Source organism: Kribbella endophytica (assembly GCF_054781295.1).
Genome location: NZ_BAAGUR010000002.1, coordinates 1,344,518 through 1,370,669, shown reverse-complemented (window position 1 = coordinate 1,370,669; position 26,152 = coordinate 1,344,518). Strand labels below are relative to the sequence as shown.

The window sequence follows — 26,152 nt, the reverse complement described above, 5'->3', positions numbered from 1 at the left end:
CTATGTCTCAACAGGTGGTGAGCAGCGGCCCGGGTGCTCTCTTCGCGATCGGCGGAGCCGAGGACAAGCTGAAGAAGCGGATGGTGCTGCAGGAGTTCGTCGAGGCGGCCGGTGGGCCGAAGGCCCGGATCGTGGTGGTGCCCACGGCGTCCGCGCTCGGGCCGGACGTCACGGACGTGTACTCCGCGCTGTTCGCCGCGCTCGGCGCGGCCAGTGTGGTCGGGGTTCGCCCCGAGAACCGTGAGGACGCCGACGACCCGGCGTTCATCGAGCCGCTGAACGAGGCGACCGGCATCTTCATGACCGGAGGCAACCAACTCAAGCTCAGCGGCGTGGTCACCGGTACGGCGTTCGGCCGGGCCGTCACGGCCGCGCACCGCCGCGGCGCCGCAGTCGGCGGTACGTCGGCCGGCGCCAGCATCCTGGCCGAGCACATGATCGCGTTCGGCCGCTCCGGCGCGACTCCGCGCCAGCGGATGAGCCAGCTCGCGGGCGGGCTCGGACTGGTCCAGGGCGCGATCGTCGACCAGCACTTCGCCCAGCGCAACCGGTACGGCCGGCTCCTGTCGCTCGTCGCCCAGTCCCCCGGCCTGCTCGGGATCGGCGTCGACGAGGACACGGCGGCCGTCGTACGGGGGTCTCACCTGGAAGTGGTCGGCCGTGGAGCCGTCACGATCTTCGACGGCAGCCGGATCACCTCCAACGCGCACTACGCCAAGCGGTCCGAGGCGATCCTTGCCTCCGGCGTCGTCCTGCACGTGCTGCCGGCCACCGCGACGTTCGACCTGCGGTCCCGCACGCTGCTCTCGTACGGGCCGCAGCCGCCGGCCGAGGAGCTGGCCGAGATCGAGCAGGCCGAGGCGGACCTGCGCAAGCTGACCCGCGACATCGCGGCCGAGGGTGTCTCCCCGCAGTACTACGCCGAGCAGAAGCGTCGCGCCGGCAAGCGCGTGGCCCGGCGGGTGTCGTCGGCGACCGAGTCCAGACCGGAGGCGACCGAGCCTCTGAGCGCGGGCGCCGAACTCAGCCGACCAGACACCGATCCGCAAGCAGACAGTGGGACGACGCAATGACAGAGACCGCCCCCCAGCGCCGCAAGCCCGCCGACCCGCAGGGGTCGCCGAGCCCCGACCTGAAGATCATCGAGACCCGTGTCTACCGTGGCCCGAACGTCTGGAGCTACGAGCCGGCCATCCACCTGGTGGTCGACCTGGGTTCGCTCGAGGACTGGCCGTCCGACACGATCGACGGCTTCACCGAGCACCTGCTCGCCGATCTGCCGCGGCTCGACCAGCACCACTGCTCGCGCGGTCGCCGTGGCGGCTTCATCGAGCGCCTTCAGGAGGGCACCTGGCTCGGCCACATCGCCGAGCACGTCGCCCTGCAGCTGCAGCAGGAGGCCGGCCACGACATGCGGCGCGGCAAGACGCGTCAGGTCAAGGGCGTCCCCGGCCGGTACAACATCGTCTACGCGTACGCCGACGAGGCCGTCGGCCTGGCCGCCGCTGAGCTGGCCGTCCGCTTCGTCAACCACCTGGTCCAGCCGGACCCGGACTTCGAGTTCACCACCGAGCTCGAGCGGTTCATCAAGCAGGCCGAGCGGACCGCGTTCGGTCCGTCGACCCAGGCGATCGTGGACGAGGCGACCTCGCGCGACATCCCGTGGATCCGGCTGAACAAGGCCAGCCTGGTCCAGCTCGGTCAGGGCGTGCACGCGAAGCGGATCCGCGCCACGATGACGTCGGAGACCGGCTCGATCGCGGTCGACGTCGCGAGCGACAAGGACCTGACCACGCGGCTGCTGGCCTCAGCCGGACTGCCGGTCCCCCGGTCGGACTCGATCCGTACGGTCGAGGACGCGGTCAGCGTCGCGAACAAGATCGGCTACCCGGTCGTCTGCAAGCCGCTCGACGGCAACCACGGCCGCGGCGTCTGCCTGAACCTCGCCGACGCGGACGCGGTCCGCGAGGCGTTCCCGATCGCGCAGGACCAGTCCCGGCGCGGCTGGGTGATCGTCGAGAACTTCGTCACCGGCCGCGACTACCGCTGCCTGATCATCAACGGCCGGATGGAGGCCATCGCCGAGCGGGTCCCCGCACACGTGGTCGGCGACGGCGTGCACACGGTGGCCGAGCTGGTCGAGATCACCAACGCCGACCCGCGCCGCGGCGTCGGGCACGAGAAGATCCTGACCCGGATCACCGTGAACGCCGCCGCCCGCGATCTGGTCCGCAGCCAGGGCTTCGAGCTGGAGGACGTACCGCCGGAGGACGTGACGGTGAAGCTCACGCTGACCGGCAACATGTCCACCGGCGGGATCTCGATCGACCGCACCTACGAGGCGCACCCGGAGAACGTCGAGATCGCCGAGGAGGCGGCCCGGATGATCGGGCTGGACATCGCCGGCATCGACTTCATCTGTCCCGACATCACCCAGCCGGTGCGCGAGACCGGCGGCGCGATCTGCGAGGTGAACGCGGCGCCGGGCTTCCGGATGCACACCAACCCGACGATCGGCGAGCCGCAGTACATCGCCAAACCGGTCGTCGACATGCTGTTCCCGCCCGGTGCGACCAGCCGGATCCCGATCATCGCGGTGACCGGGACCAACGGCAAGACCACCACCTCGCGGATGATCAGCCACGTCTTCAAGGGCATGGGCCGCAAGGTCGGCATGACGTCGACCGACGGCATCGTGATCGACGAGCGGCTGGTGATCCGGTCCGACGCGTCCGGCCCGAAGTCGGCCCGGATGGTGCTGCAGAACCCGCGCGTCGACTTCGCGGTCTTCGAGGTCGCCCGCGGCGGCATCCTGCGCGAGGGCCTCGGGTACGAGCGCAACGACGTGGCCGTCGTGCTGAACATCCAGCCCGACCACCTCGGGCTGCGCGGTGTCGACACGCTCGAGCAGCTGGCCGACGTGAAGGCCGTGCTGGTCGAGGCGGTGCCGCGGACGGGCTTCGCCGTACTGAACGCCGACGACCCGCTGGTCCGGAAGATGCGGCGCAAGTGCTCCGGGCAGGTCGTGTGGTTCAGCATGGCCGAGGCCGGCAGCGAGGTGCGCGAGTACATCGAGGGCCACTGCCGTCGCGGCGGCCGCGCGGTCGTGCTGGAGCGGTCCGAGCTGGGCGACATGATCATCATGAGGCACGGCCCGCGCTCGATGCAGCTGGCCTGGACACACTTGCTGCCGGCAACGTTCGGCGGCCGGGCGATGATGAACGTGCAGAACGTGATGGCTGCCGCCGCCGCGGCGTTCGCGGCCGGGGCGCCGCTGCACGACATCCGGCAGGGCCTGCGCACGTTCAGTACGTCGTACTACCTGTCGCCGGGCCGGCTGAACGAGATCGAGGTCGACGGCCGGCACGTGATCGTCGACTACTGCCACAACGCCCCGGCGATGCGGATGCTCGGCGACTTCGTCGACCGGATCGGCGAGAGCCTCGGTGCGTCGTCGGAGCTCGGGCGGCCGTCGCGGATCGGTGTGATCGCGACCGCGGGCGACCGGCGCGACGACGACATGCGCGAACTGGGCGAGGTCGCGGCGCAGCACTTCGACCAGCTGATCGTCCGTGAGGACACGCGGCTGCGTGGCCGTAAGCGAGGCGAGTCGGCCGAGCTGATCATCGAGGGCGTCCGGTCCGCGATGGCCGACGGCGCGCGGTGCCGTTCGGTGGAGCTGGTGCTGGAAGAGCTCGACGCCGTACGGCATGCGCTGGGTCGATCCAACCGGGGTGACCTGGTCGTGCTGTGCGTCGACCAGCACCAGTCGGTGCTCGCCGAGCTGGAGTCCGTGTCGCACCTGGCGCAGGCCGGCGCGCGGTCCGGCGACGAAGGCGGGGACCCCGACTTCGTCCGCCCGGACGAAGAAGGTGACCAAGAACAACAATGAGTTGGGGAACTCGGGTCGGGTGACCCTCGTTGGCCTGTGCGTGAAGAAGAAGTTGCTGATGGCCTGCGTTGTCGTTGCCCTCCCCCTCCTGGTGTCCTCGTGCGGTTCCGGTGACAAGGCCGCGGCCGCGGACACCGCGCCCTCGGTCAGTACGCCGAGCGTGCTGGTCGAGGACGCCTGGGTCCGGACCACGGCCGGCGCCAAGGACACCACGATGACGGCGGCGTTCATGTCGCTGACGAACCCGGGCAACGCCGAGATCAAGTTGACCTCGGCAACTTCCCCGGTGGCCGGCACCGTGCAGCTGCACGAGATGACGATGAAGGACGGCAAGATGGTGATGCAGGAGAAGGCCGGCGGCATCGTCGTACCGGCCGGCTCGCACGCCCACCTCGCGCCGAGCGGCGACCACGTGATGCTGATGGACCTCAAGCAGCCGCTGAAGCCCGGTGACGAGGTGCCGCTGACGCTGAAGTTCTCCGACGGCAGCACGCACGACCTGACCGTCCCGGTGAAGAACTTCACCGAGGAGGAAGAGCACTACCACCCCTCCCAGACCCCGACACCTGCCTCTTGACCTCGACAGACTCCTCCACCCGGCCCTCGCGCCGGCAGCTCCTCGGGTACGCCGGAGCCGCCGCCGCGGGGGCCGCTGTCTCCGGCACAGCAGTTGCCCTGAGCAACGACCCGGCGCCGGCCGCAGCCGTGGCGTCCCGCGACCTCAGTCCGTACGGCGACCACCAGCCCGCGATCGCGGCGCCCTCGCCGAAGCACGCCGAACTCGTCGCGTTGAACCTGCTCAGTAGCACCGACCGGGCCGCGCTCGGCCGACTGATGCGGTTGTGGAGCACGGACATCGTCGCGCTGACCGAAGGCCGGCCGACGCCCGGCGACACGGCACCCGAGCTGGCCGTCCCGAACGCGGCGCTGACCGTGACGGTCGGGTTCGGGCCGCGGGTGTTCACCCGTCCCGGACTCACGGCGTACAAGCCTCGCGGGTTGGACGACCTGCCCGTGATGCGGCACGACCGGCTGCTCCCGACGTGGTCCGGTGGCGACCTGCTGATCCAGGTCGGGGCCGACGATCCCGTCAGTGTCGTGCACGCCGTACGGCGGCTGGTGGCGGACGCGGCGCCGTTCGCGAAGCCGGTGTGGCGGCAGACCGGCTTCTGGAACGGGACCGGTCCGGACGGCAAGCCGGTGACCGGGCGGAATCTGTTCGGCCAGGTCGACGGGACCGGGAACCCGGCGGTCAGATCGCCGGAGTTCGACGCGACGGTGTGGGCCGACGATGGGCCGGAGTGGTTCCGCGGCGGCACGACGCTCGTCGTACGGCGGATCCGGATGAACCTCGACACCTGGGACGAGCTGACCCGGTCCGAGCAGGAGCGTGCGGTCGGGCGGAAGCTGTCGACCGGTGCGCCGGTGACCGGGACCACCGAGCACGACGAGCTCGACCTGGAGGCGCGGGACGCCGACGAGCGGCTGGTAATCGCGGAGAACGCGCACTCGCGGCTGTCCCATCACAGCACGAACGACGGGCGCCGGATCTTCCGCAAGGGCCTGAACTACGTGCTGGACACCGGCGCGACGCGCGAGAGCGGGCTGATCTTCCTGAGCTACCAGGCGGACGTGGCCGGGCAGTTCCTCCCGCTGCTGGCCCGGCTGGACGCCGCCGACGCGCTGAACGAGTGGACGACGACGATCGGCTCAGCCGTCTTCGCGATCCCTCCGGGATGGCACGAAGACGGCTGGCTGGCGCGCGATCTGCTGGGTTAGCCCGCCCGGAAGCTGAGGAACTTGGTGCTCGGGTAGCTGTGGAAGTTGTTGGCCGGCTCGAGGTTCGCCGGGCCGGTGCAGTCGGCCGTGCGGTAGAGCAGCACGTCCTCGGTGGACCAGTTGAAGAGCGCGCCGGGGGCGAACGGCAGCACCGTGCAGGCGCCGGGAACGTCGTTGTAAGCAACAGCCTTGCCGCTGAAGCTCGTGGTCTCGAAGAAGCAGGCCTGACCCTGCTGACACTCGAAGGCGCTGGACTGCTGCTGGGCGGCGGACGCCGGACTGACGGACAGGCCTGCGGCGACCACAGCCAGGGCGGTGACGCTCAGGGCGGGGCGAATCCTCACAAGTTCCTCCAAAGGGCGGGATGTGCTCACACCCTATGGTTGAACATTCACCGAAGTAGCCTCTTCCGGCGTGGCGCGGTTATAACGAGCGAGCAGTCGACGCTCGGGCTCACGCTGGTCGATCCAGTCGAGGTCGTCGGACAGGACGGCGTCGTTGGTGCGGTCGGCGTACGGGTCGAGCGGGGGCGGCGCCGGAGGCAGGGCGCGCAACTTGAGCGCGGTCATCGGGATCGCCAGGAGGACCGCGAGCACCAGCCAGGGCCAGTAGTTGGTCAGCAGCGGCTCGAAGGACTGGAAGAAGGCCTTGGTCCCGGCGTCGGCGACCTCGTCCGGTGAGCGGCCGGCCGAGGCGGAGACTGCCCGGACGCCGTCGACGATCGCGAACGACAGCAGGTACGTCGCGATCAGCACCGGCCAGAAGTACGCCGAGCGCCAGCCGCGGCGCCAGCAGGAGACGTACAGGACGATCGTCAGGCCGACGGCGACGAGCAGGCCGTTGAGCTGCCAGATCCAGCGGAAGTCGTCGGCGAGGTCCGCCGCCGGGCGGGCGGCGTACCAGGCCAGGGGCAGCGCCAGCGCGAACGCGGCGACCACCGAGCTTCGGGTGCCCACGGCACCGAAGAAGGCGCCGACGGCACTTGCCGCGAGCAACGTGATCAGCAGTTCGCGCGCGGACAGCGTGTGTCCGCTGAGCCACCACGTGCCTGAGGCAACCACCAGGACCAGCGGTACGGCGTACCGGATGCGGCCGAGCAGGAACCCGGCCGCCACTCCCCCGGCGAAGCCGCCGAGCACGAGCAGGTCGATCCGGCCGTTGGAGGCCGGGACGAACAGCGTGGTCGCTTCGGGCAGTCCGATCAGGTAGCTCGGCGCGAATCCCGCGACGAACCAGCCGATCACAGCCGCCGGGACGGCCCACAGGTAGCGCATGACACCCCAATTCAGCCCCGGCAGCCGGGGCCGGGGTTCAGTGCTGGGCTCGCTCGACCTTGCTCTTCAAGATCTCCGGGGTATCGACGGTAGCTCCCTCGGACCGCAACCAGGCGTCAAGACTCGCCCGATCCTGCAGAGACATCACCGCGACGACGTCACCAGTGCCGGCTTCGGCGACCAGCGCCTTGGCCGCGTCGAGTTCGGTCGGGAACGACGGGACGTCGTCGACGCCCACCGAGCTCGTGCCCTCGCGGAACACCGCGTCCAGCTCCGACGGCGGCCGGCCGCGCAGGTAGCTGTCCTTGTGCCCGATCACCACCCGGTCGGCGCCGCGGGCACCGATCGCGCCCATTGCCGAGACCATCTCGTCGGACCGGTCGCCCGGTGAGCCGAGCGCCAGCAGCAGACGCGCGCCTTCACGCCGTACGCCGTTCATGATCTCCAGCAGCGCCTCGAGCCCGGCCTCGTTGTGGGCCAGGTCGATCACCACGGTGAAGTCGCGGATCGAGTACATGTTCATCCGGCCGGGGTTGTTCTCGTTCGGCGAGAAGCTGGTCAGCCCCTCGACCACGGCCGCCTTGGGCAGCCCGAGCCCGAGCGCCGCCGAGGCCGCGGCGAGCGCGTTCTCGACGTTGTAGTGGGACAGGCCGGACAGCGTCATCGGGATGTCGGTCACCTTGAGCAGCGCCTCGGCGTCGCTGGAGTTGTCCAGGACCGTGACGAAGCCGTCGAGCACGGTGGTCGCCCGGCCACCCTCCTCCAGCACCGTCCGGATCGACGGCGAGTCGGGGTCGCGGGAGAACACCCAGCATTTGGCCGGCGAGTCGAGCCGCATCGCGAACGTGCGGGGATCGTCGCCGTTGACCACGCACCAGCCGCGCGGGCGAGTGATCTTGGTGATCACCGCCTTCACCTCGGCGAGCTGGTCGACGGTGTCGATGCCGCCGAGCCCGAGGTGGTCCGCGCTGACGTTGGTGACGACGGAGACGTCGTTCGAGGCGACGCCGATGCCGCGGCGCAGGATGCCGCCGCGAGCGGTCTCGGTGACCGCGAGCTGGATCCCCGGCTGGGACAGAACGCGGCCGGCGCCGCTCGGACCGGAGAAGTCGCCGTACTCGACCAGTTCGCCGTCGAAGTACACGCCGTCGGTGCTCGACCAGCCGACGTGCAGCCCGGCGGCGCGGCCGATGTGCGCGATCATCCGCGAGGTCGTGGTCTTGCCGTTCGTCCCGGTCACCGCGACGACCGGGACCTTCGGCCGCAGCGTCGGCGGCGGGTTGCCCGGCGGTTCGTTGCGGACCCGGTCGCCGACGGTCGTGACGAGCGCGCTCAGCTCGCTCTCGTCGGTGCCGAACGCATCGATCACCTCGACGATCGCCTGACCGAGCGCGCGGGCGCGCTGCTCGTGCGCCCACGGGAACGCGACCACCAACCGTCGTACGTCGGTCTCCGGACGCACGCGGACGCCGATCCGGCCGATCCCGGCCTCGCGGGCGATCCGGCGGACAATGTGCCCGACCACGCGGATCGCGAACCGCTGCCGGAAGCCCGACCCGATCCGTCCCGGCCGCGTCGCCCCGAGCCCGAGGGCCGAAGCGAACGACTTCGCCGCCGGCGCCGGCGCGTCGATCAGCGCGGACAGATCGAGAGTCAGCTTGACCGCGGCCCGGCTGAAGTAGAGGTTGGCCCCGTCCAAGACGCGGAGCTCGACCTGGGACGTCACATCAAGCACCCATCGCGTGGTAGCCGCCATCCACGTGGATGATCTCGCCGGTGGTGGAAGGGAAGAAGTCGCTGAGCAGGCCGACGATGGTCTTGCCGGTCGGCTCGAGGTCGGACGGGTCCCAGCCCAGCGGGGCGCGGTCCAGCCACGGCTCCTCGAACTTCTCGAAGCCCGGGATCGCCTTCGCGGCCAGGGTCTTCAGCGGGCCGGCCGAGACCAGGTTGCAGCGGATGCCCTGGGCACCCAAGTCGCGGGCCAGGTAGCGCGAGGTCGACTCGAGCGCGGCCTTGGCCACACCCATCCAGTCGTACCCCGGCCAGGCCACGGTCGCGTCGAAGGTCAGCCCGACAACGCTGCTGCCGCGGCTCATCAGCGGCGCGCACGTCACCGCCAGCGCCTTCAGGCTGTACGCCGACACGTGCACCGCGCGGGACACGTCGTCCCACGGGCCGTCCAGGAACTTGCCGCCGAGGATCGTCTCCGGGTTGCCGTACGCGATCGAGTGCACGACGCCGTCCAGTCCGTCGACGTGCTCACGGATCTTGTCCGGCAGCGCGGCCAGGTGCTCCTCGTCGGTGACGTCCAGTTCGAGCACCGGCGGTTCGACGGGTAAGCGTTTCGCGATCCGTTTGGTGATGCTCAGCGCGCGGCCGAAGTTCGAGATCAGCACGGTGGCGCCTTGTTCCTGCGCCACCTTGGCCGTGGCGAAGCCGATCGAGGAGTCGAGCGTGACTCCCGCGACCAGGATCCGCTTGCCGTCGAGGATGCCCACCGGCGTCCCTTTCTGGATTACTGGGTGAGTGAGTGTGGTCAGTTGCCCATGCCGATGCCGCCGTCGACCGGAAGCACCGCGCCGGTGATGTACCCGGCTTCCTCGGACGCAATCCAGCGCACGGCGTTGGCGATCTCGGTGGTCAGGCCGAACCGGCCGAGCGGGATCTGGCCCAGGTACTGCTTCTGGGTCTCTTCCGGCAGTACGGCGGTCATGTCGGTCTCGACGAAGCCCGGGGCGACGACGTTCGCGGTGATACCGCGGCTGCCCAGCTCACGGGCCATCGAGCGGGCCATGCCGATCATGCCGGACTTGCTGGCGGCGTAGTTCACCTGGCCGGGCGAGCCGAGCAGGCCGACCACCGAGGAGATGAAGACGATCCGGCCCTTGCGCAGCCGCAGCATGCCCTTGGCGGCGCGCTTGGCGACCTTGAACGACCCGGTGAGGTTGGTCTGGATGACCGAGTCCCAGTCGTCGTCGGACATCCGCAGCAGCAGGGTGTCCTTGGTGATGCCGGCGTTCGCGACCAGGACCTCGACCGGGCCCTGCTCGGCCTGGATCGCCTCGAAGGCGGCGTCCACCTGCTCGGTGTCGGTGACGTCACACTTCACACCGAAGAAGCCCTCGGGCGGCTCACCGCTGCGGTAGGTGACCGCGACGTTGTCGCCGGCCTCCTTGAACGCGGTCGCGATGGCGAAGCCGATGCCCCGGTTGCCCCCGGTGACGAGTACCGATCTGGCCACGAACACTTCTCCTCACTAGATGGACACTCCTGCCGGACGAACGCTATCGCCCGCCCCCGGCGCCGGCATGAACCGGGCGGTCGCCGGGGGCGCCGAACGGCGTACCGGTCAGGAGTCCTCGAGGCGGAAACCGACCTTCAGGCCGACCTGGTAGTGGTCGATCTGGTTGTCGACGATGTGGCCGCGGATCTGGGTCACCTCGAACCAGTCCAGGTGCCGCAGCGTCTCGCCGGCCCGGCCGATCGCGTTCTGGATCGCCGCGTCGACGCCGTCCTTGGACGTGCCGACGAGCTCGGTCACCCGGTAGGTGCGATCTGTCATCGTGCTCTCCCTTCACAGCTGGCTGCGGCGGCCCTGAATCAGCGGCGTACCGTTGTCTTTGGTGAGGAGAATAGATGCCCCGACGACGTGAGACCGACGGCGAAACGGTCGTCTCTGTAACTACGGCTCAGCCGGGTCGGTCCGAGGACCTGGACAGCCGGATCGCGCGGTACGCCTGGATGATGTCCCTGCGCGTCGTGTGTTTCATCGCGGCCGTGCTGACGCCGTCGCCGTGGCGGTGGATCCTGCTCGTCGGCGCGGTGTTCCTGCCCTCGGTCGCGGTGGTCTTCGCGAACGCGCAGCAGCGCAAGAAGGTGTCCGGCGCGGACCCGTACGAGGCGCCGCCGCGGATCCAGCTGGAGCAGCAGCCGGGGCCCGTCGTACAGGGTGAATACGTGCCCGATCAGGAGTTGCGTGGCGACACCGAAAAGTGATCTCGGCCGGGACTGGATTCTGCCACCGGATCCGTGTCAGAATCTCCCGCGTGCTCTGAAGTTCACCAGTGAAATTCAGGGACTTGATGCGGCGTCGGACGGCTCCCCCCGTGGCTGTCCGACGTCGCTTCATTTTCCCCAGGCTTTTGATTATTGAGTGATCAGGAACAATTCCTCATGAGTGAACAAGCACCGCCGTCCGTCTGCTCCGCAAGGGGTTGTGGCGCCCCCGCCCGCTGGGCCTTGCTGTGGAACAACCCCAAGATCCACACGCCCGACCGGCGTAAGACGTGGGTCGCCTGTGACGAGCACAAGCAGTCGTTGAGCGACTTCCTCGGCGCGCGCTCTTTCCTGCGCGAGGTCGAGCCTTTCACCGGCTGAGAACAACGCCTGGGTGCGTTACGGGTGAAAAAGTAAATTTCCGGTTCAGATTTGCACCGGCACCTACTAGTACGCCGTACTAGTGCCTCGCGCTAGCCACCGATCGCGGACATCGGACGGACCGGCTGGAGGAAGGCCGGATCGGCGATCCCGTGGCCGGGCAGCTTGCCCCGCATCGCGGTCCGCCAGCGCTCGGCGAGGTCCTCGTCGGAGGCGCCGTCACGCAACGCGGTCCGCAGGTCCGACTCGGTCCGGGCGAACAGGCAGTCGCGGACCTGACCGTCGGCGGTCAGCCGGACCCGGTCGCAGTCCCCGCAGAACGGGCGCGTGACGCTGGCGATGATGCCGACCGTCTTCGGGCCGCCCTGCACCGTGAAGGACTCGGCCGGCGCACTCCCCCGGGTCGCCGCGTCGGTCGGCTCCAGGCCGAACCGGTCGCTGAGCTTCTCGAGGATCTCGTCGGCGGTGATCATCGTCGTCCGGTCCCAGCCGTGCTGGGCGTCGAGCGGCATCTGCTCGATGAAGCGCAGCTCGTAGTCGTGGTCCAGGCAGAACTGCAGCAGCTCGGGCGCCTGGTCGTCGTTCACACCGCGCATGAGGACGGCGTTGACCTTCACCGGGGCCAGACCGGCCGCGTGCGCCGCTGCCAGACCGGCCAGCACGTCCTTGAGCCGGTCGCGGCGGGTGAGCTGCAGGAAGGTGTCCTGGCGGACGGTGTCGAGGCTCACGTTCACGCGGTCGAGGCCGGCCGCGGCCAGCGCCTCCGCCTGGCGGGCCAGGCCGATGCCGTTGGTGGTCAGCGAGACCTGCGGGCGCGGCTCGAGCTTCGTCGTACGGTCGACGATGCCGACCAGGCCGCGGCGCAGCAGCGGCTCACCGCCGGTGAAGCGGATCTCGTCGACGCCGAGGTGGGTGACGGCGATCGAGACCAGCCGGACAATCTCGTCGTCGGTGAGCAGCTCGGGCTTGGCGAGCCAGTCCAGGCCCTCCTCGGGCATGCAGTAGGTGCAGCGCAGGTTGCAGCGGTCGGTCAGGGAGACCCGGAGGTCGGTCGCCACCCGGCCGTAGTTGTCGGCCAGACCGAGCTGCTGCGTCTTGGTATACACACCCTCAGCGTACGTGGCGGCAGGCGGCGACGGTGTGTTTCAGGTCATGGCCTAAGTTCGTGGGGTGCGTCGTTTGATGACAAGGCGGTGGATCGGCTCCGCGCTGGTGATCCTGGTTCTGGCCGGGGCCTGTGTGCAGCTCGGCCGATGGCAGCTGCACCGCCTCGACGAACGCAAGGACCGCAACCATGTGACCACGAGCAACTTGGCCGCCGCGCCTGCGCCGATCAGCGAGATCGTCGGCCCCGACCACGTGATCGGGCCGCAGCACGACTGGCGGACCGCCGTGGTCACCGGGCGGTTCGATGCGAGCAAGCAGATCGTCGTCCGGTACCGGAATGTGAACGACCGGCCCGGATTCGAGATCGTCACGCCGCTGATCCTCACTGACGGGACTGCGCTGCTGGTCGATCGTGGGTTCCTGGCGCGGCAGAGCTCCGAGCTGGCACCGACGGCGATTCCGGCGGTGCCGAGCGGCGAAGTGACCGTGACCGGGCGGCTGCGGCGCAGTGAGCACGGCGGCCACACGAGCGGCGGTACGCCGGTCGACGGGACGGCGCGACTGATCAACGGGCCGGACTACTCGGGCGTGCTCGGACTGAAGCTGTACGACGGGTATCTCGCGACCGATCAGCAGCAGCCCGCGGCGGACCCGGCGTTCGGGAAGTTCCCCGGGCCGGAGATCGACGACGGGCCGCACTTCTTCTACGCGCTGCAGTGGTTCTTCTTCGCGCTGATGGCGATCGGCGGGCTGGTCTACTTCTCGCGCCAGGACCTCACCAAGGACGACGAGGACGGCACCGGCGAATCCGAGGTTGCCGATCGCAACCGTTCGGAGACGGTTGTCGGCGTGTCGGACAGTTCCGGGTCTGCTCCCGAGCGCTAGCGCGTACTGCCGTGCCACGTTGATGAGACGTGGTTTCATCATTCGAGACGATGACGGCTTGTCCCGGGGTGCATCTCAGCGGGCTCTGGCGTTGTACGGCAGGATGGTGGCCGTGGACCTCGGACTTCGCGATCGCACCTACATCGTCACCGGCGCCAGCGGCGGGCTCGGTTTCGCCACCGCGCGGGTACTGGCCGCCGAAGGCGCCCGGCTGGTGATCTCCAGCCGCAACGAGGAGTCGATCGCGCGGGCCGCCGCCGAGCTCGGCGAGAACGTGGTCGGCATCCCCGTCGACAACGCCGACCCCGAGAGCGCCGAACGGCTGGCCGCGACGGCGATCGCCAAGTGGGGCGCACTGCACGGCGCGCTGATCAGCGTCGGTGGACCGCGAGCCGGTACGGCGCTGGACACCGACGAGGACGACTGGCGCGCGGCCTTCGACAGCGTGTTCCTGGGTGGGCTGCGGATCGCCCGCTCGGTCGCTCGGGCCGGCGCTGAGGGTACGTCGCTGGCGTTCGTGCTGTCGTCGTCGGTGAAGTCGCCGATTCCCGGACTCGCGATCTCCAACGGTCTGCGCCCCGGCCTCGCGATGGTCGCCAAGACCCTCGCCGACGAGCTCGGCCCGAACGGCGTCCGCGTCAACGGCCTGCTCCCCGGCAAGATCGCGACCGACCGAGTCCGCGAACTCGACTCCAAGGGCGGCGACCCCGACGCCGCCCGCCGCTCCGCCGAGAAGACCATTCCGCTGCGCCGCTACGGCCTCCCGGAGGAGTTCGGCCGAGTAGCAGCCTTCGTGCTGTCCCCCGCCGCGTCGTACCTGACCGGCGTGATGGTTCCTGTCGACGGCGGAGCCCTCCGCACGCTCTGACCCCGCAGCCCACCCCCAACCGGGTGGGCGTGCCGCTAGTCCTTCGGGCGGTCCTTGTCCTTCGAGGGCTGCACACGCTTCGGCTCGCCGGGCATCTTCGGGTACTCCGGCGGGTACGGCAGGTCTGCCTCGCCGTGGTCCCGCTCGTGCTTCGCCGACAGCTCCAGCAGGGAGTCCAGCGAGAAGGCCTGCTCACCGACAGCGGCATGCAGATCGCCGACCTCGGCGAAGCGGGCCGGCATCGTGAGCACGTCGAAGTCGTCCGGTACGACGTCCTCCAACTCCTCCCACCGCAGCGGCGCCGACACCCTCGCCCGCGCGTTCGGACGGACCGAGTACGCCGAGGCGATCGTCCGGTCCCGCGCCATCTGGTTGTAGTCGATGAAGATCCGCTCGCCGCGCTCTTCCTTCCACCAGTTCACCGTGACCTGGTCGGGAAGGCGCTTCGACAGCTCCCGCCCGAGTGCGATCACCGCCCGCCGCGCCTGGATGAAGTCCCACCGCGGCTCGATCGGCACATACACGTGCAGACCGCGCCCACCCGACGTCTTCGGGAAGCCTTCCAACCCGTGCTCGGCCAGCAACTCCCGCAGCGCCGGCGCGACAGCGACCGCGCTCTTGAAGTCCGTCCCCGGCTGCGGATCCAGGTCGATCCGCAGCTGGTCCGGCGCGTCCAGCTCAGGACGTCGTACCGGCCAAGGGTGAAACGTCAGCGTGCCCAGATTCGCCGCCCACGCGACGACCGCCAGCTCCGTCGGGCACACCTCGTCCGCCGGCCGTCCGCTCGGGAACTTGATCGTTGCCGTCTCGACCCAGTCGGGCGCGCCCTTGGCGACCCGCTTCTGGTAGAACGCGTCGCCCTTGTTGTCCATCCGCGTCGACAGCTTCGCGCCCTCGAACCAGCCGCCGGGCCAACGCTCGAGCGTGGTCGGCCGGTCCCGGAGCGCGCCGAGGATGCCGTCGCCGACCGCGACGAAGTAGTTCACGATGTCCAGCTTGGTCAGCCCGCGGTCCGCGAAGTACGGCTTGTCCGGGTTGCTCACCCGGACCGTCCGTCCCGCCACCTCGAGCTCGATTGCCTTCGTCGCCGCCATGCCGCGACGCTACCGCCCGGCACGGACCAAAAGTGGGCGTGACCACCAAGAAAACCGATCTTTTCCCAACCTCTGGCCACCCTAGGTGACCGAGCGGTAACGTTCCTGCACCTCGTTCCTGGGGCGTGAGGCCCCCGGGACACTCTTGAAGGAGCACGAGGATGAACAGATCCGCCCTGCTCGCCGCTGCCACCGCAGTCGCGACCGCCACCGCCCTGGGCCTGGGGACCGGGACCGCCACCGGCGCCCCGCAGGCCGAACCCGGCCCGTCGCCGGCCACCGCGGCCGCCCGGGTCAAGGCCGCGATCGGCCAGAACCTCGGCACGCTGAAGGCGACCGGCGCCGACGCGTTCGCGGTCCGCGACGTGATCGTCGACGCCGACGGCACCAGCCACGTCCGGATGGACCGCAGCATCGGCGGCCTGAAGGTGCTCGGCGGCGACGTCGTCGTCCACCAGGCCAAGGACGGCGCCTGGAAGGACGCCAGCCTGACCCTGACCCGGTCGGCGAACGTCGACCGTACGCCGAAGATCTCGCTCGCAGGCGCCACCGCCAAGGCGCTCTCCGGCGGCATGAAGTCCGAGGGCAAGCCGTCTCTCGTGATCGAGGCCCGCAAGGGTGCGCCCCGCCTGGCGTACCTGGTCACGACCGGCGGCACCCAGGCCGACGGGACACCGAGCCACATCACCACGACCGTGGACGCGCTGACCGGCGCCAAGCTCGTCAGCGAGCAGCACATCCACACCGCGAGCGGCGACGGCAAGAGCCTGTACTCCGGCACGGTGGCGATCGACACCACCCCGGCGACCGGCGGCTTCACGCTCACCGACCCGGCCCGCGGCAACGGCTACACGGCCGACGCGAACAACAAGACCGACTCGATCCTGTGCCAGCTGTTCGGCCTGGGCTGCCCGCCCCCGACCCGCCTCAACGACGCGGACAACCACTGGGGCACCGGCGTCAACACCGACCGCGCCTCGGCCGCCGTCGACGCGCACTACGGCGCGGCGAAGACGTTCGACTACTACAAGCTGATCCACGGCCGCAACGGCATCTTCAACGACGGCAAGGGCGTCCCGAGCCGCGTCCACTACGGCGTGAACTACGTGAACGCCTTCTGGGACGGCAAGAAGATGACGTACGGCGACGGCGACGGGGTCGCTGCCGGTCCGCTGGTCTCGCTCGACGTGGCGGGGCACGAGATGTCCCACGGCGTCACCACCGCGACCGCGAACCTGACCTACTCCGGTGAGTCCGGCGGCCTGAACGAGGCCACCAGCGACATCTTCGGCTCGCTGGTCGAGTTCTACGCCAACAACGCCTCCGACCCGGGCGACTACTACATCGGCGAGGAGATCATGAAGGACCGCCCGGCGCTGCGGTTCATGGACAAGCCGAGCAAGGACGGCCAGTCGAAGGACTGCTGGTACTCCGGCATCGGCAACATCGACGTGCACTACTCCTCGGGCGTCGCGAACCACTTCGCGTACCTGCTCGCCGAAGGCACCGGGCCCAAGACGTTCGGCGGTCTGGCGCACGACTCGACGACCTGCAACGGCACCACGCTGCAGGGCATCGGCAAGGACAAGCTCGGCAAGATCTGGTACCGCGCACTCACGACGTACATGACGACCGGTACGACGTACGCCCAGGCCCGGACCGCGACGCTGAACGCGGCCACCGACCTGTACGGCGCCTCGAGCCCGGAGCGCACCGCCGTCGCCGCCGCCTGGTCCGGGGTGAGCGTCAACTGATCGCCGACAGCAACCAAGCCGCGACCTGGCTGTAGCCGGCCGGTCGTTGTACTTGATCACCGGCCCTGTCCCACTGGGGCGGACAGGGCCGGTGATCAAACGTTTTGACCATTGCCGGGGCGCCGGGCCGGACTTACCGTCGATCCATGGGTGGGGATCCCGGCGTCCGGTCGAGCCTTCGCGAGGCACGGCCCCTGCTGCTCGTCGTCGACACCGATCCGTTGCGGCTGGACCGGATCGAGAACGAGCTGGAGCGCAGTTTCGGCGTCGACTTCAGGGTGCGCGGCGAGCTGACCGCCGCCGCGGCGCTGCACTGCCTGGACCTGGCCCACGAGCTCGAGCAGCGGGTGGCCGTCGTACTGGTCGATCACGAACTGCCGGACGACGAGCGGGCCGCCGTACTGGCCAAGGCGCGGGGTGCGCATCCCGATGCCCGGCGGGCGCTGCTGATCCCGTGGGGTGCGTGGGCCGAGCGGGACACGGCCAAGGCGATCCTGGCCGCGATGTCGAAGGGCGACATCAACTACTACGTGCTGAAGCCCTGGATCGGGCACGACGAACTGTTCCACCGGACGGTCGCGGAGTTCGTCCAGGAGTGGTCGCGCAACGAGGTCGCGAACCTGCGCGAGGTCGTCGTGGTCGCCGACGAGCGATCGGCCCGTGGGCACGCGATCCAGGCGCTGCTCGGACGCAACGGCATCCCGAGCGCGTTCCGTGCGACCGGTACGGCGAACGCCGACCTCGTGCTGGCCGAGATCGGCGAGCCCGATCCCGGTGACGGTGTCGTGGTGTGGATGCCCGCGATCGGCGGCACCGTGCTGCACGACCCGACCGACGTGGAGATCGCCGAGGCGTGGGGTGTGTCGACGACGCTGGACGACGAGCAGCGCGACTTCGACGTGCTGGTGATCGGCGGTGGGCCGGCCGGGCTCGCGACGGCGGTCTACGCGTCGTCCGAAGGGCTGCGCACGCTGGTCGTCGAGCGGGAAGCGATCGGCGGCCAGGCCGGGACGAGCTCGTTGATCCGCAACTACCTCGGGTTCTCGCGCGGGATCAGTGGGTCGGACCTCGCCCAGCGCGGGTACCAGCAGGCGTGGGTGTTCGGGGCGCACTTCGCGCTGATGCGTGAGGTCGTCAAACTCGATGCTCGGGGCAACGACTTCGTGGCCGAGATCGACGGGGTCGGCGAGGTGACGGCCAAGGCCGTGGTGCTCGCCAGCGGAGTGTCGTACCGGCGGCTCGGCGTACCGGCCCTCGAAGCGCTGACCGGAGCCGGGGTGTACTACGGCGCCAGCGTTTCCGAGGCGCACGGGCTGACCGGGCTGGACGCCTGCGTGGTCGGCGGCGGCAACTCCGCCGGGCAGGCCGTGATCCACCTGGCCCGGTACTGCCGGCAGGTCACGCTGGTGGTCCGCGGGCCGGATCTGTCGGCGACCATGTCGCAGTACCTGATCGACGTGATCGACGCAGCGCCCAACATCGCCGTCCGCGCGTCCAGCGAGGTCGTCGACGGCGGCGGCGACGGGCGGCTGGAGCGGATCACCTTGCGCGACCGCGGCACCGGCGCGGAGGACGTGCTCGCCGCCGACGGACTGTTCGTGATGATCGGTGCGGAACCGCGGACCGGCTGGCTGCCGGCCGAGGTCGGCCGGGACGACCACGGTTTCGTCGCAGCCGGTGCGGATGCGGTCGCGTCGGGGCTGTGGACCTCGTCGCGGACGCCGCAACCGTACGAGTCGACGGTGCCCGGGCTGTTCGCGGTCGGCGACGTGCGCTGCGGGTCGGTGAAGCGCGTCGCGTCGGCGGTCGGCGAGGGGTCGGTCGTCGTGTCGCAGGTCCACGAACATCTGAAGGCGCTGCGGATCGCGGAGCAGGCCGGCCCCGATGGTTGACGCTCCCCCGGCGCGACCTCGCTTCGTGTACTCCGCGGCGATGGTCGGGCTGACCGCCGCGGTGCTGCTGATTCCGCTCGTGGCGCTCCTCCTGCTGCTGCGGGAACCGAGGCTGGACGTGCATTGGGAGCATCACCCGTCGCACTTCTGGCTGGTGCTGCTGACCGCGGCGCTGAGCGCCGTACTGGCTCAGGCGATGGGCTCGGCCGCGCTGCGCCGTGGTGATCCGCGGGTGCTGCTGGTGTCGCTGGCGTTCCTGTCGGCGGCCGGGTTCCTCGCGTTGCACGCGTTGGCGACGCCGGGGGTGCTGCTGAGTACGCCGAACGCCGGGTTCGTGCTGGCGACGCCGGTCGGGGTCGCGCTCGGGTCGGTCTGCGCGGTCCTGTCGAGCCTGCGGTTCGAGGGCGAGCGATCGGTGCTCTGGATGCGGCGGGGACGGCGGATCCGGTTCGGGCTGCTGCTCGTGATGGCGTTGTGGGCCGTTGCCTCGGTCACCCAACTCCCGCCGTTGCACGACACCGCCGTACCGGAAGTTGCCGACGGCATCCTCACCGCGCTCGCCGTACCGACCGTCCTGCTGTACGGCGTCGCCGCCGCGCGCTACCTGCGGATGTGGTCCGCGCGGCCGTCGTTGATGCTGCTCTCGCTGGTGTCCGCCTTCGTCCTGCTGGCCGAGGCGATGATCGCGCTGGTGTTCGCGCGGAACTGGGCGCTGTCGTGGTGGGAGTGGCACCTGCTGCTGCTCGCGGCGTTCGTGCTGGTCGTCGCCGGCGTCCGGATCCAGTGGTTCGAGGAACGCTTCTCCGACCTGTACGTCGCCGGAACCGTGTCCGGGCGGCGCGAGCTGTCGGTGCTGTTCGCGGACCTGCAGGGGTTCACCACGTTCTCCGAGCAGCACGAGCCGGACGAGGTGACCACGATGCTGAACACGTACTTCGAGGTCGTCGTCCCGCCGGTGGTCGGGCGGCACGGCGGCGAGGTGGACCGGATCATCGGGGACGCGCTGATGGTCACCTTCAACAAGCGCGGCGACCAGCCGGACCACGCCCGCCTGGCGGCCACGGCCGGGCTCGCGTTGCAGGCGGCGGCCGAGAAGGTGCGGGCCGAGCACGCGGACTGGCCGCGGTTCCGGGTCGGGATCAACACCGGGATCGCGTCGGTCAGCCTGCTGGGCACGGAGGGTGGCCGGACGCACACAGTCATTGGAGACACGGTCAACGTGGCGAGCAGGATCGAGGGCAAGGCGCCCGGCGGTGGCGTCGCGATCGGGCCCGCGACGAAGGCGCTGCTGCCCGACGCGGTGACCGAGTCGCTCGGGCCGATCAGCCTGAAGGGCAAGGCGGAGCCGTTGGAGGTCCATCGTTTGATTGCCCTGGACCACTGATTCGCGAGGCGCATGATCACCCTCGCGTTCGGCGTCGTACCAGCTGTTCACGTGTTGGGCCTTGGCGAGGTCCGTTCCTGGTGTGAGAATCCGCCACATGTCTGCCCAGAACCGATCACGGCGCCGCCTGGGCGCCCTCGTGGTCACATCGTCTCTCGTCCTGACCGGACTGGTCGCCATCGCGGCCGCCCCGGCCCAGGCCGCCTCGTCCACCGTGGTCATCACCGAGGTGTACGGCGGTGGCGGCAACTCCGGCGCGTCGTACACGAACGACTTCGTCGAGCTGACCAACAACAGCAGCGCCTCGGTCGACCTGACCGGCTGGTCGATCCAGTACGCGTCCGCCGCCGGAAACTCCTGGGCGAACAAGATCACGCTGTCCGGCTCGATCGCGCCCGGCGGCGTCTACCTCGCGCAGGGCGCGTCCGGCGGGGCCAACGGCCAGCCGATGCCGACGCCCGACGCGACCGGCAGCGTGAACATGTCCGCGGCGTCCGGCAAGGTCGCACTGGTTTCGTCGGTGACCTCGTTGACGTGTGGGACGGGCTGCGCGACGGCTGCCGGCGTGGTCGACTTCGTCGGGTACGGCGCCGCCAACGACTTCGAGACCGCCGCGGCGCCCGGACTGTCGAACACGACGTCGGCGACCCGCAAGGACCCGACGAAGGACGCGGACAACAACGCGACCGAGTTCGCCGAGGTGAACCCGTCGCCGAAGACGCTGACCGCCGAGCCGCCGGCCGAGGACCCGATCCCCGCCAAGATCCACGAGATCCAGGGCGCGGCGCACCTGTCGCCGCTGAACGGCAAGCTCGTCGGCGATGTCACTGGTGTGGTCACCGCCAAGAGCGGCAACGGGTTCTGGTTCCAGGACACCGCGCCGGACAGCGACCCGGCGACCAGCGAGGGCCTGTTCGTCTTCACCAGCTCGGCCCCGACCGTTGCCGTCGGCGACGCCGTGTCGGTGCAGGGCACCGTCGCCGAGTTCCGGCCGGGCGGTTCGGGCGGCAGCGACAACCTGACCACCACCGAGCTGACCAACCCGACCGTGACGGTGACCGGCACTGCCGCCGTACCGGCTGCGACGATCGTCGGCCCGGGTGGGCGCGTTCCGCCGTCGACCGTGATCGACGACGACTCCAACGGCGACGTGGAGACGACCGGCACGTTCGAGCCGGCCACCGACGGGCTCGACTTCTGGGAGTCGCTCGAGGGCATGTGGCTCGGCATCGACAAGCCGCAGGTGACCGGGCCGACGAGTTCGTTCCGCGAGCTGTCCGTCGTACCGGCTGGGGCCGGGCTGCGGACCATCCGCGGTGGCATCCTGCTGCAGAAGACCGACAGCAACCCCGAGCGGGTGCTGCTGGACGACGTACTGGCTCCGATCCCGGACGCGAAGACCGGTGACACGCTGGCCGGGACCGTGACCGGTGTCCTCGACTACGGGTTCGGGAACTTCAAGTTCCTCGTCACGCAGACGCCGACCGTCGTCCCCGGGACGCTGACGCGCGAGAAGACCACGCCGTCGTCGCTGCTGCAGGTCTCGGTCGCGACGTTCAACGTCGAGAACCTCGACCCGTCCGACGGCGCCGCCAAGTTCGACGGGCTCGCCCAGGCGGTCGTCCACAACCTCGCGTCGCCGGACATCCTCGGGCTCGAGGAGGTGCAGGACAACGACGGCGCGACCAACTCCGGTACGACGGCCGCCGACGTCACGCTGAACACCCTGGCGGCGGCGATCCAGAAGGCCGGCGGCCCGAAGTACGCGTGGCGCCAGATCGACCCGGTCGACGGTGACGAGGGCGGTGAGCCGGGCGGCAACATCCGGGTCGCCTTCATGTACCGCACCGACCGGCCGGTCAAGTTCGTCGACCGCGCGGGCGGCGGCTCGACCACTGGTACGACGATCACCACCGACCGGTTCGGCCGGCCGCACCTGAGCTCGTCGCCCGGTCGCATCGACCCGGCCAACCCGGCCTGGGAGGCCACCCGTGTCCCGCTGGCCGGCGAGTTCACCTGGCTCGGCCAGTCGCTGTTCGTGGTGGTCAACCACTTCAGCTCCAAGGGCGGCGACGACCCGCTCTGGGGCCGGGTGCAGCCGCCTGTCCAGAGCTCGGCGCCCAAGCGGCACCAGCAGGCGCAGTCGGTGCGCACCTTCGTCGACCAGCTGCTGGCCAAGGACCGGGGCGCCAACGTGATCGTGCTCGGCGACCTGAACGACTTCGACTTCAGCCAGACCACCGACATCCTGGTCGGCTCCGGCAAGACGTCGCTGATCGACCTGCCGCGCACGCTGCCCGCCAAGGAGCGGTACAGCTACGTGTTCGAGGGCAACAGCCAGATCCTCGACCAGATCCTGATGTCGCGGAACCTGCAGCCGGCGTCGGCGTACGACGTGGTCCACATGAACGCGGAGTTCCCCGACCAGATCTCCGACCACGACCCGCAGGTGGTGCGGGTGATCCCGCTGCCGTCCTGGTACCGCTGATTACGGGGTGCTGACGCCGGGCCCCCCGACGGGGTTTCGCTTGTCCGACCGCCGATAATGAAAAGGAGCCGGTTTCCCCGGGGAACCGGCTCCTTGACCTTGAGGAGGTACGGGCACCGTGACCGACGGCACCAAGCAGTACGCGATCGACAAGACCGACCAGGAGTGGCGCGCGCAGCTGTCCCCCGCGGAGTACCAGGTGCTGCGCAAGGCCGGCACCGAGCGGGCGTACACCGGTGAGTACACCGACACCAAGACGGTCGGCGTCTACAAGTGCCGGGCGTGCGACGCGGAGCTGTTCCGCAGCGAGACCAAGTTCGACTCGCACTGCGGCTGGCCGTCGTTCTTCGCCCCGCTCGCCGAGGAGCGCGTCGAGTACATCGAGGACACCGCGATGGGCATGAAGCGCGTCGAGGTCCGCTGCGCCAACTGCGGCTCCCACCTCGGCCACGTCTTCGAAGGCGAGGGCTACGGCACTCCCACCGACCTCCGCTACTGCATCAACTCGATCAGCCTGACACTCTCCGAGGCCTGATCAGCTGTTGAAAGGCCCGGCACTCCCACGGAGTGCCGGGCTTTTTCAGATCGGGGTGGCGAGGGCTACCGGGTTGCCGTCGGGGTCGAAGGCGTAGGCCTGGCGTTCGCCCCAGGGCATGTTGGCCGGTTCCTGGACGATCGTGTAGCCGGCCTCGCGGAGGATCTCCACCTGGGCGCCGACGTTGTCGACGTACACGAAGAGCTCGAAGCGGGGAGCCGTGCCGACGGTGATGCCCAGTTGGGCTTCCGGCCAACTGGTGTCGGCCAACCCGAGGGACGACTCGCCGCGTTCGAGGCCGACGTAGTGGGGGTCGCCCTCGAGCGGGAACTGGTAGGTCTGCTCGTAGCCGAGCAGCGCGTAGAACTCGACCGAGCGCCGCACGCTGCCGACGTACAGGACGGGAAACGCTTTGCGTTCCATGTCAGGCGAAGTTGGCGACCAGCTCGCCGAGCTCGGTTCGCTTGCCGGTGTAGAACGGGACTTCCTCACGCACGTGCCGCCGCGCCGTCGACGCACGCAGGTCGCGCATCAGGTCGACCATCCGGTGCAGCTCGTCGGCCTCGAAGGCCAGCATCCACTCGTAGTCCCCGAGCGCGAACGACGCGACCGTGTTGGCCCGTACGTCGGGGTAGCCGCGCGCCATCTTGCCGTGCTCGGCGAGCATGTGCCGACGCTCCTCGTCCGGCAGCAGGTACCACTCGTACGACCGGACGAACGGGTACACGCAGATGTACCCGCGCGCCTCCTCGTCGGCCAGGAACGCCGGGATGTGGCTCTTGTTGAACTCGGCCGGCCGGTGCAGCGCGTACTGCGACCAGATCGGCGTCAGGTGCCGCCCGAGTCGCGACCGGCGCAGCGCGTGGTACGCCTTCTGCAGCGCGTCCGACGTCGGCGCGTGCCACCAGACCATGAAGTCGGCGTCCGCGCGGAAGCCCTCCACGTCGTACCAGCCGCGGATCACCACGTCGTCGGCCGCCAGCTTGCCGACCAGCTCGTTGAGCTCGGCGGTCAGCTCGTCGCGATCGGTGTCCCCGAGCGGGGTCTCGACCTTGAAGACCGACCACATCGTGTAGCGGATCACGTTGTTCAGCTCGCGGGCCTTCGGCTTCGCGGGCGTGCTGCTCTCGGGCTGGTTCGCGTCGGTCACGAACCCATTGTCGCCAATGCGTCCAGGTGAGCCCGCACCCGGGTTGCCGCCTGGGCCCCCGAGGCGACACAGGCCGCGATCCCGACACCCCTGTACGCCGCCCCGCAGACCGCCAGCCCGGGCTCGTCGGCGACGGCCGCTTCCACTCGGTCGATGCGGTCGAGATGGCCCACGGCGTACTGCGGAAGCCCGCCGCCCCAGCGGCTGACGAGCGCTCCGACGACCGGCGCGTCGAGGCCTACTGCCTTGCGCAGGTCGGCGGTCGCGAGGGCGGTGAGCTCCTCGTCGGAGCGCTGCAGGACGTACTCCTCCCCGAGGCGCCCGACCGAGCACCGCAGTACGGCAAGGTCGCCGCCGGCCTCGGCGGACCACTGCCACTTGGCGTGCGAGTAGGTCGCGGCCTTGATCGTCCGGCCCTCGTCGGAGGGCACGAGGAAGCCTGATCCGGTGGCTGTCGCGGCCCAGTCCTGCTTGCGTACGGCGAGCGTGACGATCGCCATACTCGCGTACTGGATGGCTGCCAGCTCGGTCGCCGCCGCGGGGACCAAGTCGGCCAGCATCCGCGCCGCCGGCGAGGCGGGGGTCGCGACGATCACCGCGTCAGCGCGGAAGAACTGCGGGGCTGGGACAGGCCCAGCCTCCAGCTCGTACTGCACTTGCTCTGCACTACCTGTGCGGGTGATCCGGCGTACTGGTGCTGAGCGGTGGATCTCGACTCCGCGTGCTGCGAGGTCGGCTTCTAGCGCCTGGATGAGTCGGTTGATGCCCCCGCGGATGCCTGCGAAGACCGGCTTGCCGTCGGTCGCCCTGCGCTGGCTGGTCGCTCGCAGCTCAGCCGTCGCGGCGAGCAGGCTCGGGGCGGTCTTCAGCTTCGCGTACAGCTCCGGTACGGCGGCCGCGAGCGAGATCTCGTCGGCACGCCCGGCGTACACCCCGCCCAGCAGCGGATCGATCAGCTTGTTCGTCACCGCCGGGCCCATCCGCTCGGCGACGTACCGCCCGATCGCCACGTCCTCGGTCAGCGCGGGCTCCGGCAGCCCCTTCTCCTCGGCAACCCGCGCGGCGGCCTCTTCACCAAGTACGTCGACGGTCTCGGCCGGATCCACCGGCACCCCCATCACCGTCGGCGGAATCGCCCGGATCCGGTCCCCGACCCACAACCCAGCGGAGGTCGTTGCCGGATGCACCAGTTCGTCCCCCAGCCCGACCGCCCGAATCAGGTCAACCCCCTCCGGCCGCCGAGCCAGCACCGACTCCGCCCCGAGGTCGACCGGCACCCCTTCCAGCACATCCCCCGCCAACTTCCCACCCAACCGAGGCGAGGACTCCAGCACGATCACCCGCGGCGGATTCACCCCACTCACCAACGCCCGAGCCGCCGCCAGCCCACTGACCCCACCACCAACCACAACCACCGTCCGAGCATCCACAACCTCATCTTCACCCACCCTCAAAAACCCACCGGACCCACCTACCCTCCAACTCCCCCGGCCTCACGCTCTCCGACCGCCACACCACGCAGGCGGACGTCCACCACTCACCAACTCCCCGCGCCGCCATCCGCCGCGCTCCGCTCTCCGCGCAGACCGGTGTATCCGAGCCAACGACAAGCGCGAAGGTGAGTGGTGGACATCCGCCCGCCCAGAGCCCGACCACCCCGTCATCGCTGCAGG

Annotated in this window: 24 protein-coding genes; 13 read left to right on the top strand and 11 right to left on the bottom strand. The window is 69.9% G+C overall.

The annotated features are described in order from the left end of the window. Positions 1 to 2 precede the first annotated feature (2 nt). Genes ACYVIO_RS24815 through ACYVIO_RS24800 form a run of 4 tightly spaced genes read left to right on the top strand, consistent with a single transcriptional unit; the run spans position 3 to position 5,671 of the window. Positions 3 to 1,073 (top strand): cyanophycinase, encoded by a 1,071-nt coding sequence (locus ACYVIO_RS24815; protein WP_460653262.1) that lies wholly within the window; start codon positions 3 to 5, stop codon positions 1,071 to 1,073. Then, the gene (gene cphA, locus ACYVIO_RS24810) at positions 1,070 to 3,892 is read left to right on the top strand and encodes a cyanophycin synthetase (protein ID WP_460653261.1); all 2,823 of its coding nucleotides are present in this window, start codon (positions 1,070 to 1,072) and stop codon (positions 3,890 to 3,892) included. The genes ACYVIO_RS24815 and cphA overlap by 4 nt, the downstream gene beginning before the upstream one ends. A gap of 19 nt (positions 3,893 to 3,911) precedes the next feature. After that, the gene (locus tag ACYVIO_RS24805; protein WP_460653260.1) at positions 3,912 to 4,469 is read left to right on the top strand and encodes a copper chaperone PCu(A)C; all 558 of its coding nucleotides are present in this window, start codon (positions 3,912 to 3,914) and stop codon (positions 4,467 to 4,469) included. Beyond that, a complete protein-coding gene (locus ACYVIO_RS24800; RefSeq protein WP_460653259.1) occupies positions 4,466 to 5,671 on the top strand; it encodes a Dyp-type peroxidase in 1,206 nt (401 codons plus the stop codon). The genes ACYVIO_RS24805 and ACYVIO_RS24800 overlap by 4 nt, the downstream gene beginning before the upstream one ends. Here ACYVIO_RS24800 and ACYVIO_RS24795 read toward each other — a convergent pair. The 6 genes from ACYVIO_RS24795 to ACYVIO_RS24770 form a co-directional block, all read right to left on the bottom strand. After that, positions 5,668 to 6,015 carry a hypothetical protein gene (locus ACYVIO_RS24795; RefSeq protein WP_460653258.1) on the bottom strand — a complete coding sequence of 116 codons (348 nt, stop codon included), beginning with the start codon at positions 6,013 to 6,015 and terminating at the stop codon, positions 5,668 to 5,670. The two genes, ACYVIO_RS24800 and ACYVIO_RS24795, sit on opposite strands and share 4 nt — an antisense overlap. A gap of 33 nt (positions 6,016 to 6,048) precedes the next feature. Further along, positions 6,049 to 6,945: a hypothetical protein gene (locus tag ACYVIO_RS24790; RefSeq protein WP_460653257.1), complete on the bottom strand. Its 897-nt coding sequence runs from the start codon at positions 6,943 to 6,945 to the stop codon at positions 6,049 to 6,051. Positions 6,946 to 6,982: 37 nt separating this feature from the next. After that, positions 6,983 to 8,680: a Mur ligase family protein gene (locus ACYVIO_RS24785; RefSeq protein WP_460653256.1), complete on the bottom strand. Its 1,698-nt coding sequence runs from the start codon at positions 8,678 to 8,680 to the stop codon at positions 6,983 to 6,985. After that, positions 8,673 to 9,443 carry an enoyl-ACP reductase FabI gene (gene fabI, locus ACYVIO_RS24780; protein WP_460653255.1) on the bottom strand — a complete coding sequence of 257 codons (771 nt, stop codon included), beginning with the start codon at positions 9,441 to 9,443 and terminating at the stop codon, positions 8,673 to 8,675. The genes ACYVIO_RS24785 and fabI overlap by 8 nt, the downstream gene beginning before the upstream one ends. Before the next feature lie 38 nt (positions 9,444 to 9,481). Then, entirely contained in the window at positions 9,482 to 10,186 is a 705-nt protein-coding gene (fabG, locus tag ACYVIO_RS24775; protein WP_460653254.1) for a 3-oxoacyl-[acyl-carrier-protein] reductase, read from the bottom strand. A gap of 108 nt (positions 10,187 to 10,294) precedes the next feature. Then, positions 10,295 to 10,507 (bottom strand): dodecin, encoded by a 213-nt coding sequence (locus ACYVIO_RS24770; RefSeq protein WP_425835416.1) that lies wholly within the window; start codon positions 10,505 to 10,507, stop codon positions 10,295 to 10,297. Positions 10,508 to 10,581: 74 nt separating this feature from the next. Here ACYVIO_RS24770 and ACYVIO_RS24765 point away from each other — a divergent pair, with 74 nt between their 5' ends. Both ACYVIO_RS24765 and ACYVIO_RS24760 read left to right on the top strand, forming a co-directional pair. Next, complete coding sequence (locus tag ACYVIO_RS24765; protein WP_460653253.1) at positions 10,582 to 10,941, top strand: DUF3099 domain-containing protein; 360 nt, start codon at positions 10,582 to 10,584, stop codon at positions 10,939 to 10,941. 177 nt (positions 10,942 to 11,118) lie between these two features. After that, positions 11,119 to 11,322: a hypothetical protein gene (locus ACYVIO_RS24760; protein ID WP_460653252.1), complete on the top strand. Its 204-nt coding sequence runs from the start codon at positions 11,119 to 11,121 to the stop codon at positions 11,320 to 11,322. 92 nt (positions 11,323 to 11,414) lie between these two features. Here ACYVIO_RS24760 and moaA read toward each other — a convergent pair whose 3' ends face one another. After that, the gene (moaA, locus tag ACYVIO_RS24755; RefSeq protein ID WP_460653251.1) at positions 11,415 to 12,428 is read right to left on the bottom strand and encodes a GTP 3',8-cyclase MoaA; all 1,014 of its coding nucleotides are present in this window, start codon (positions 12,426 to 12,428) and stop codon (positions 11,415 to 11,417) included. Between the two features lie 76 nt (positions 12,429 to 12,504). On the opposite strand from moaA, the gene ACYVIO_RS24750 reads away from it, so the two are divergent. Together ACYVIO_RS24750 and ACYVIO_RS24745 are read left to right on the top strand one after the other, a co-directional pair. After that, positions 12,505 to 13,314, top strand: coding sequence for an SURF1 family cytochrome oxidase biogenesis protein (locus ACYVIO_RS24750; RefSeq protein WP_460653250.1), 810 nt, complete (start codon positions 12,505 to 12,507; stop codon positions 13,312 to 13,314). A 103-nt stretch (positions 13,315 to 13,417) separates the two neighbouring features. After that, entirely contained in the window at positions 13,418 to 14,182 is a 765-nt protein-coding gene (locus tag ACYVIO_RS24745; protein WP_460653249.1) for an SDR family oxidoreductase, read from the top strand. A 35-nt stretch (positions 14,183 to 14,217) separates the two neighbouring features. Here ACYVIO_RS24745 and ligD read toward each other — a convergent pair whose 3' ends face one another. Then, a complete protein-coding gene (ligD, locus tag ACYVIO_RS24740) occupies positions 14,218 to 15,276 on the bottom strand; it encodes a non-homologous end-joining DNA ligase (protein WP_460653248.1) in 1,059 nt (352 codons plus the stop codon). 161 nt (positions 15,277 to 15,437) lie between these two features. On the opposite strand from ligD, the gene ACYVIO_RS24735 reads away from it, so the two are divergent. The 5 genes from ACYVIO_RS24735 to msrB all read left to right on the top strand — a co-directional run bounded on the left by ACYVIO_RS24735 (position 15,438) and on the right by msrB (position 23,329). Further along, on the top strand, positions 15,438 to 17,030 hold the full coding sequence (locus tag ACYVIO_RS24735; protein WP_460653247.1) for a M4 family metallopeptidase: 1,593 nt from the start codon (positions 15,438 to 15,440) through the stop codon (positions 17,028 to 17,030). Between the two features lie 146 nt (positions 17,031 to 17,176). After that, complete coding sequence (locus tag ACYVIO_RS24730; protein ID WP_460653246.1) at positions 17,177 to 18,922, top strand: NAD(P)/FAD-dependent oxidoreductase; 1,746 nt, start codon at positions 17,177 to 17,179, stop codon at positions 18,920 to 18,922. Beyond that, positions 18,915 to 20,306, top strand: a complete 1,392-nt coding sequence (locus ACYVIO_RS24725; protein WP_460653245.1) for an adenylate/guanylate cyclase domain-containing protein — start codon at positions 18,915 to 18,917, stop codon at positions 20,304 to 20,306. The genes ACYVIO_RS24730 and ACYVIO_RS24725 overlap by 8 nt, the downstream gene beginning before the upstream one ends. A gap of 97 nt (positions 20,307 to 20,403) precedes the next feature. After that, on the top strand, positions 20,404 to 22,794 hold the full coding sequence (locus ACYVIO_RS24720; protein WP_460653244.1) for a lamin tail domain-containing protein: 2,391 nt from the start codon (positions 20,404 to 20,406) through the stop codon (positions 22,792 to 22,794). Positions 22,795 to 22,912: 118 nt separating this feature from the next. Continuing rightward, positions 22,913 to 23,329 (top strand): peptide-methionine (R)-S-oxide reductase MsrB, encoded by a 417-nt coding sequence (gene msrB / locus ACYVIO_RS24715; RefSeq protein WP_460653243.1) that lies wholly within the window; start codon positions 22,913 to 22,915, stop codon positions 23,327 to 23,329. Positions 23,330 to 23,374: 45 nt separating this feature from the next. Here the strand turns inward: msrB and ACYVIO_RS24710 are convergent, their stop codons facing one another. Genes ACYVIO_RS24710 through hemG form a run of 3 tightly spaced genes read right to left on the bottom strand, consistent with a single transcriptional unit; the run spans position 23,375 to position 25,909 of the window. Then, positions 23,375 to 23,752 carry a VOC family protein gene (locus ACYVIO_RS24710; RefSeq protein ID WP_460653242.1) on the bottom strand — a complete coding sequence of 126 codons (378 nt, stop codon included), beginning with the start codon at positions 23,750 to 23,752 and terminating at the stop codon, positions 23,375 to 23,377. Between the two features lies 1 nt (position 23,753). Continuing rightward, positions 23,754 to 24,479, bottom strand: a complete 726-nt coding sequence (gene hemQ, locus ACYVIO_RS24705) for a hydrogen peroxide-dependent heme synthase (protein WP_460653241.1) — start codon at positions 24,477 to 24,479, stop codon at positions 23,754 to 23,756. Then, positions 24,476 to 25,909, bottom strand: coding sequence for a protoporphyrinogen oxidase (gene hemG, locus ACYVIO_RS24700; protein ID WP_460653240.1), 1,434 nt, complete (start codon positions 25,907 to 25,909; stop codon positions 24,476 to 24,478). The genes hemQ and hemG overlap by 4 nt, the downstream gene beginning before the upstream one ends. Positions 25,910 to 26,152: the final 243 nt, after the last annotated feature.

Coding starts and splice junctions, on each gene's coding strand:
- ACYVIO_RS24815 (WP_460653262.1), top strand. CDS start 3: ATGTCTCAACAGGTGGTGAGCAGCGGCCCGGGTGCTCTCTTCGCGATC.
- cphA (WP_460653261.1), top strand. CDS start 1,070: ATGACAGAGACCGCCCCCCAGCGCCGCAAGCCCGCCGACCCGCAGGGG.
- ACYVIO_RS24790 (WP_460653257.1), bottom strand. CDS start 6,945: ATGCGCTACCTGTGGGCCGTCCCGGCGGCTGTGATCGGCTGGTTCGTC.
- ACYVIO_RS24770 (WP_425835416.1), bottom strand. CDS start 10,507: ATGACAGATCGCACCTACCGGGTGACCGAGCTCGTCGGCACGTCCAAG.
- ACYVIO_RS24765 (WP_460653253.1), top strand. CDS start 10,582: ATGCCCCGACGACGTGAGACCGACGGCGAAACGGTCGTCTCTGTAACT.
- ACYVIO_RS24760 (WP_460653252.1), top strand. CDS start 11,119: ATGAGTGAACAAGCACCGCCGTCCGTCTGCTCCGCAAGGGGTTGTGGC.
- ACYVIO_RS24750 (WP_460653250.1), top strand. CDS start 12,505: ATGACAAGGCGGTGGATCGGCTCCGCGCTGGTGATCCTGGTTCTGGCC.
- ACYVIO_RS24745 (WP_460653249.1), top strand. CDS start 13,418: ATGGTGGCCGTGGACCTCGGACTTCGCGATCGCACCTACATCGTCACC.
- ligD (WP_460653248.1), bottom strand. CDS start 15,276: ATGGCGGCGACGAAGGCAATCGAGCTCGAGGTGGCGGGACGGACGGTC.
- ACYVIO_RS24735 (WP_460653247.1), top strand. CDS start 15,438: ATGAACAGATCCGCCCTGCTCGCCGCTGCCACCGCAGTCGCGACCGCC.
- ACYVIO_RS24730 (WP_460653246.1), top strand. CDS start 17,177: ATGGGTGGGGATCCCGGCGTCCGGTCGAGCCTTCGCGAGGCACGGCCC.
- ACYVIO_RS24725 (WP_460653245.1), top strand. CDS start 18,915: ATGGTTGACGCTCCCCCGGCGCGACCTCGCTTCGTGTACTCCGCGGCG.
- ACYVIO_RS24720 (WP_460653244.1), top strand. CDS start 20,404: ATGTCTGCCCAGAACCGATCACGGCGCCGCCTGGGCGCCCTCGTGGTC.
- ACYVIO_RS24710 (WP_460653242.1), bottom strand. CDS start 23,752: ATGGAACGCAAAGCGTTTCCCGTCCTGTACGTCGGCAGCGTGCGGCGC.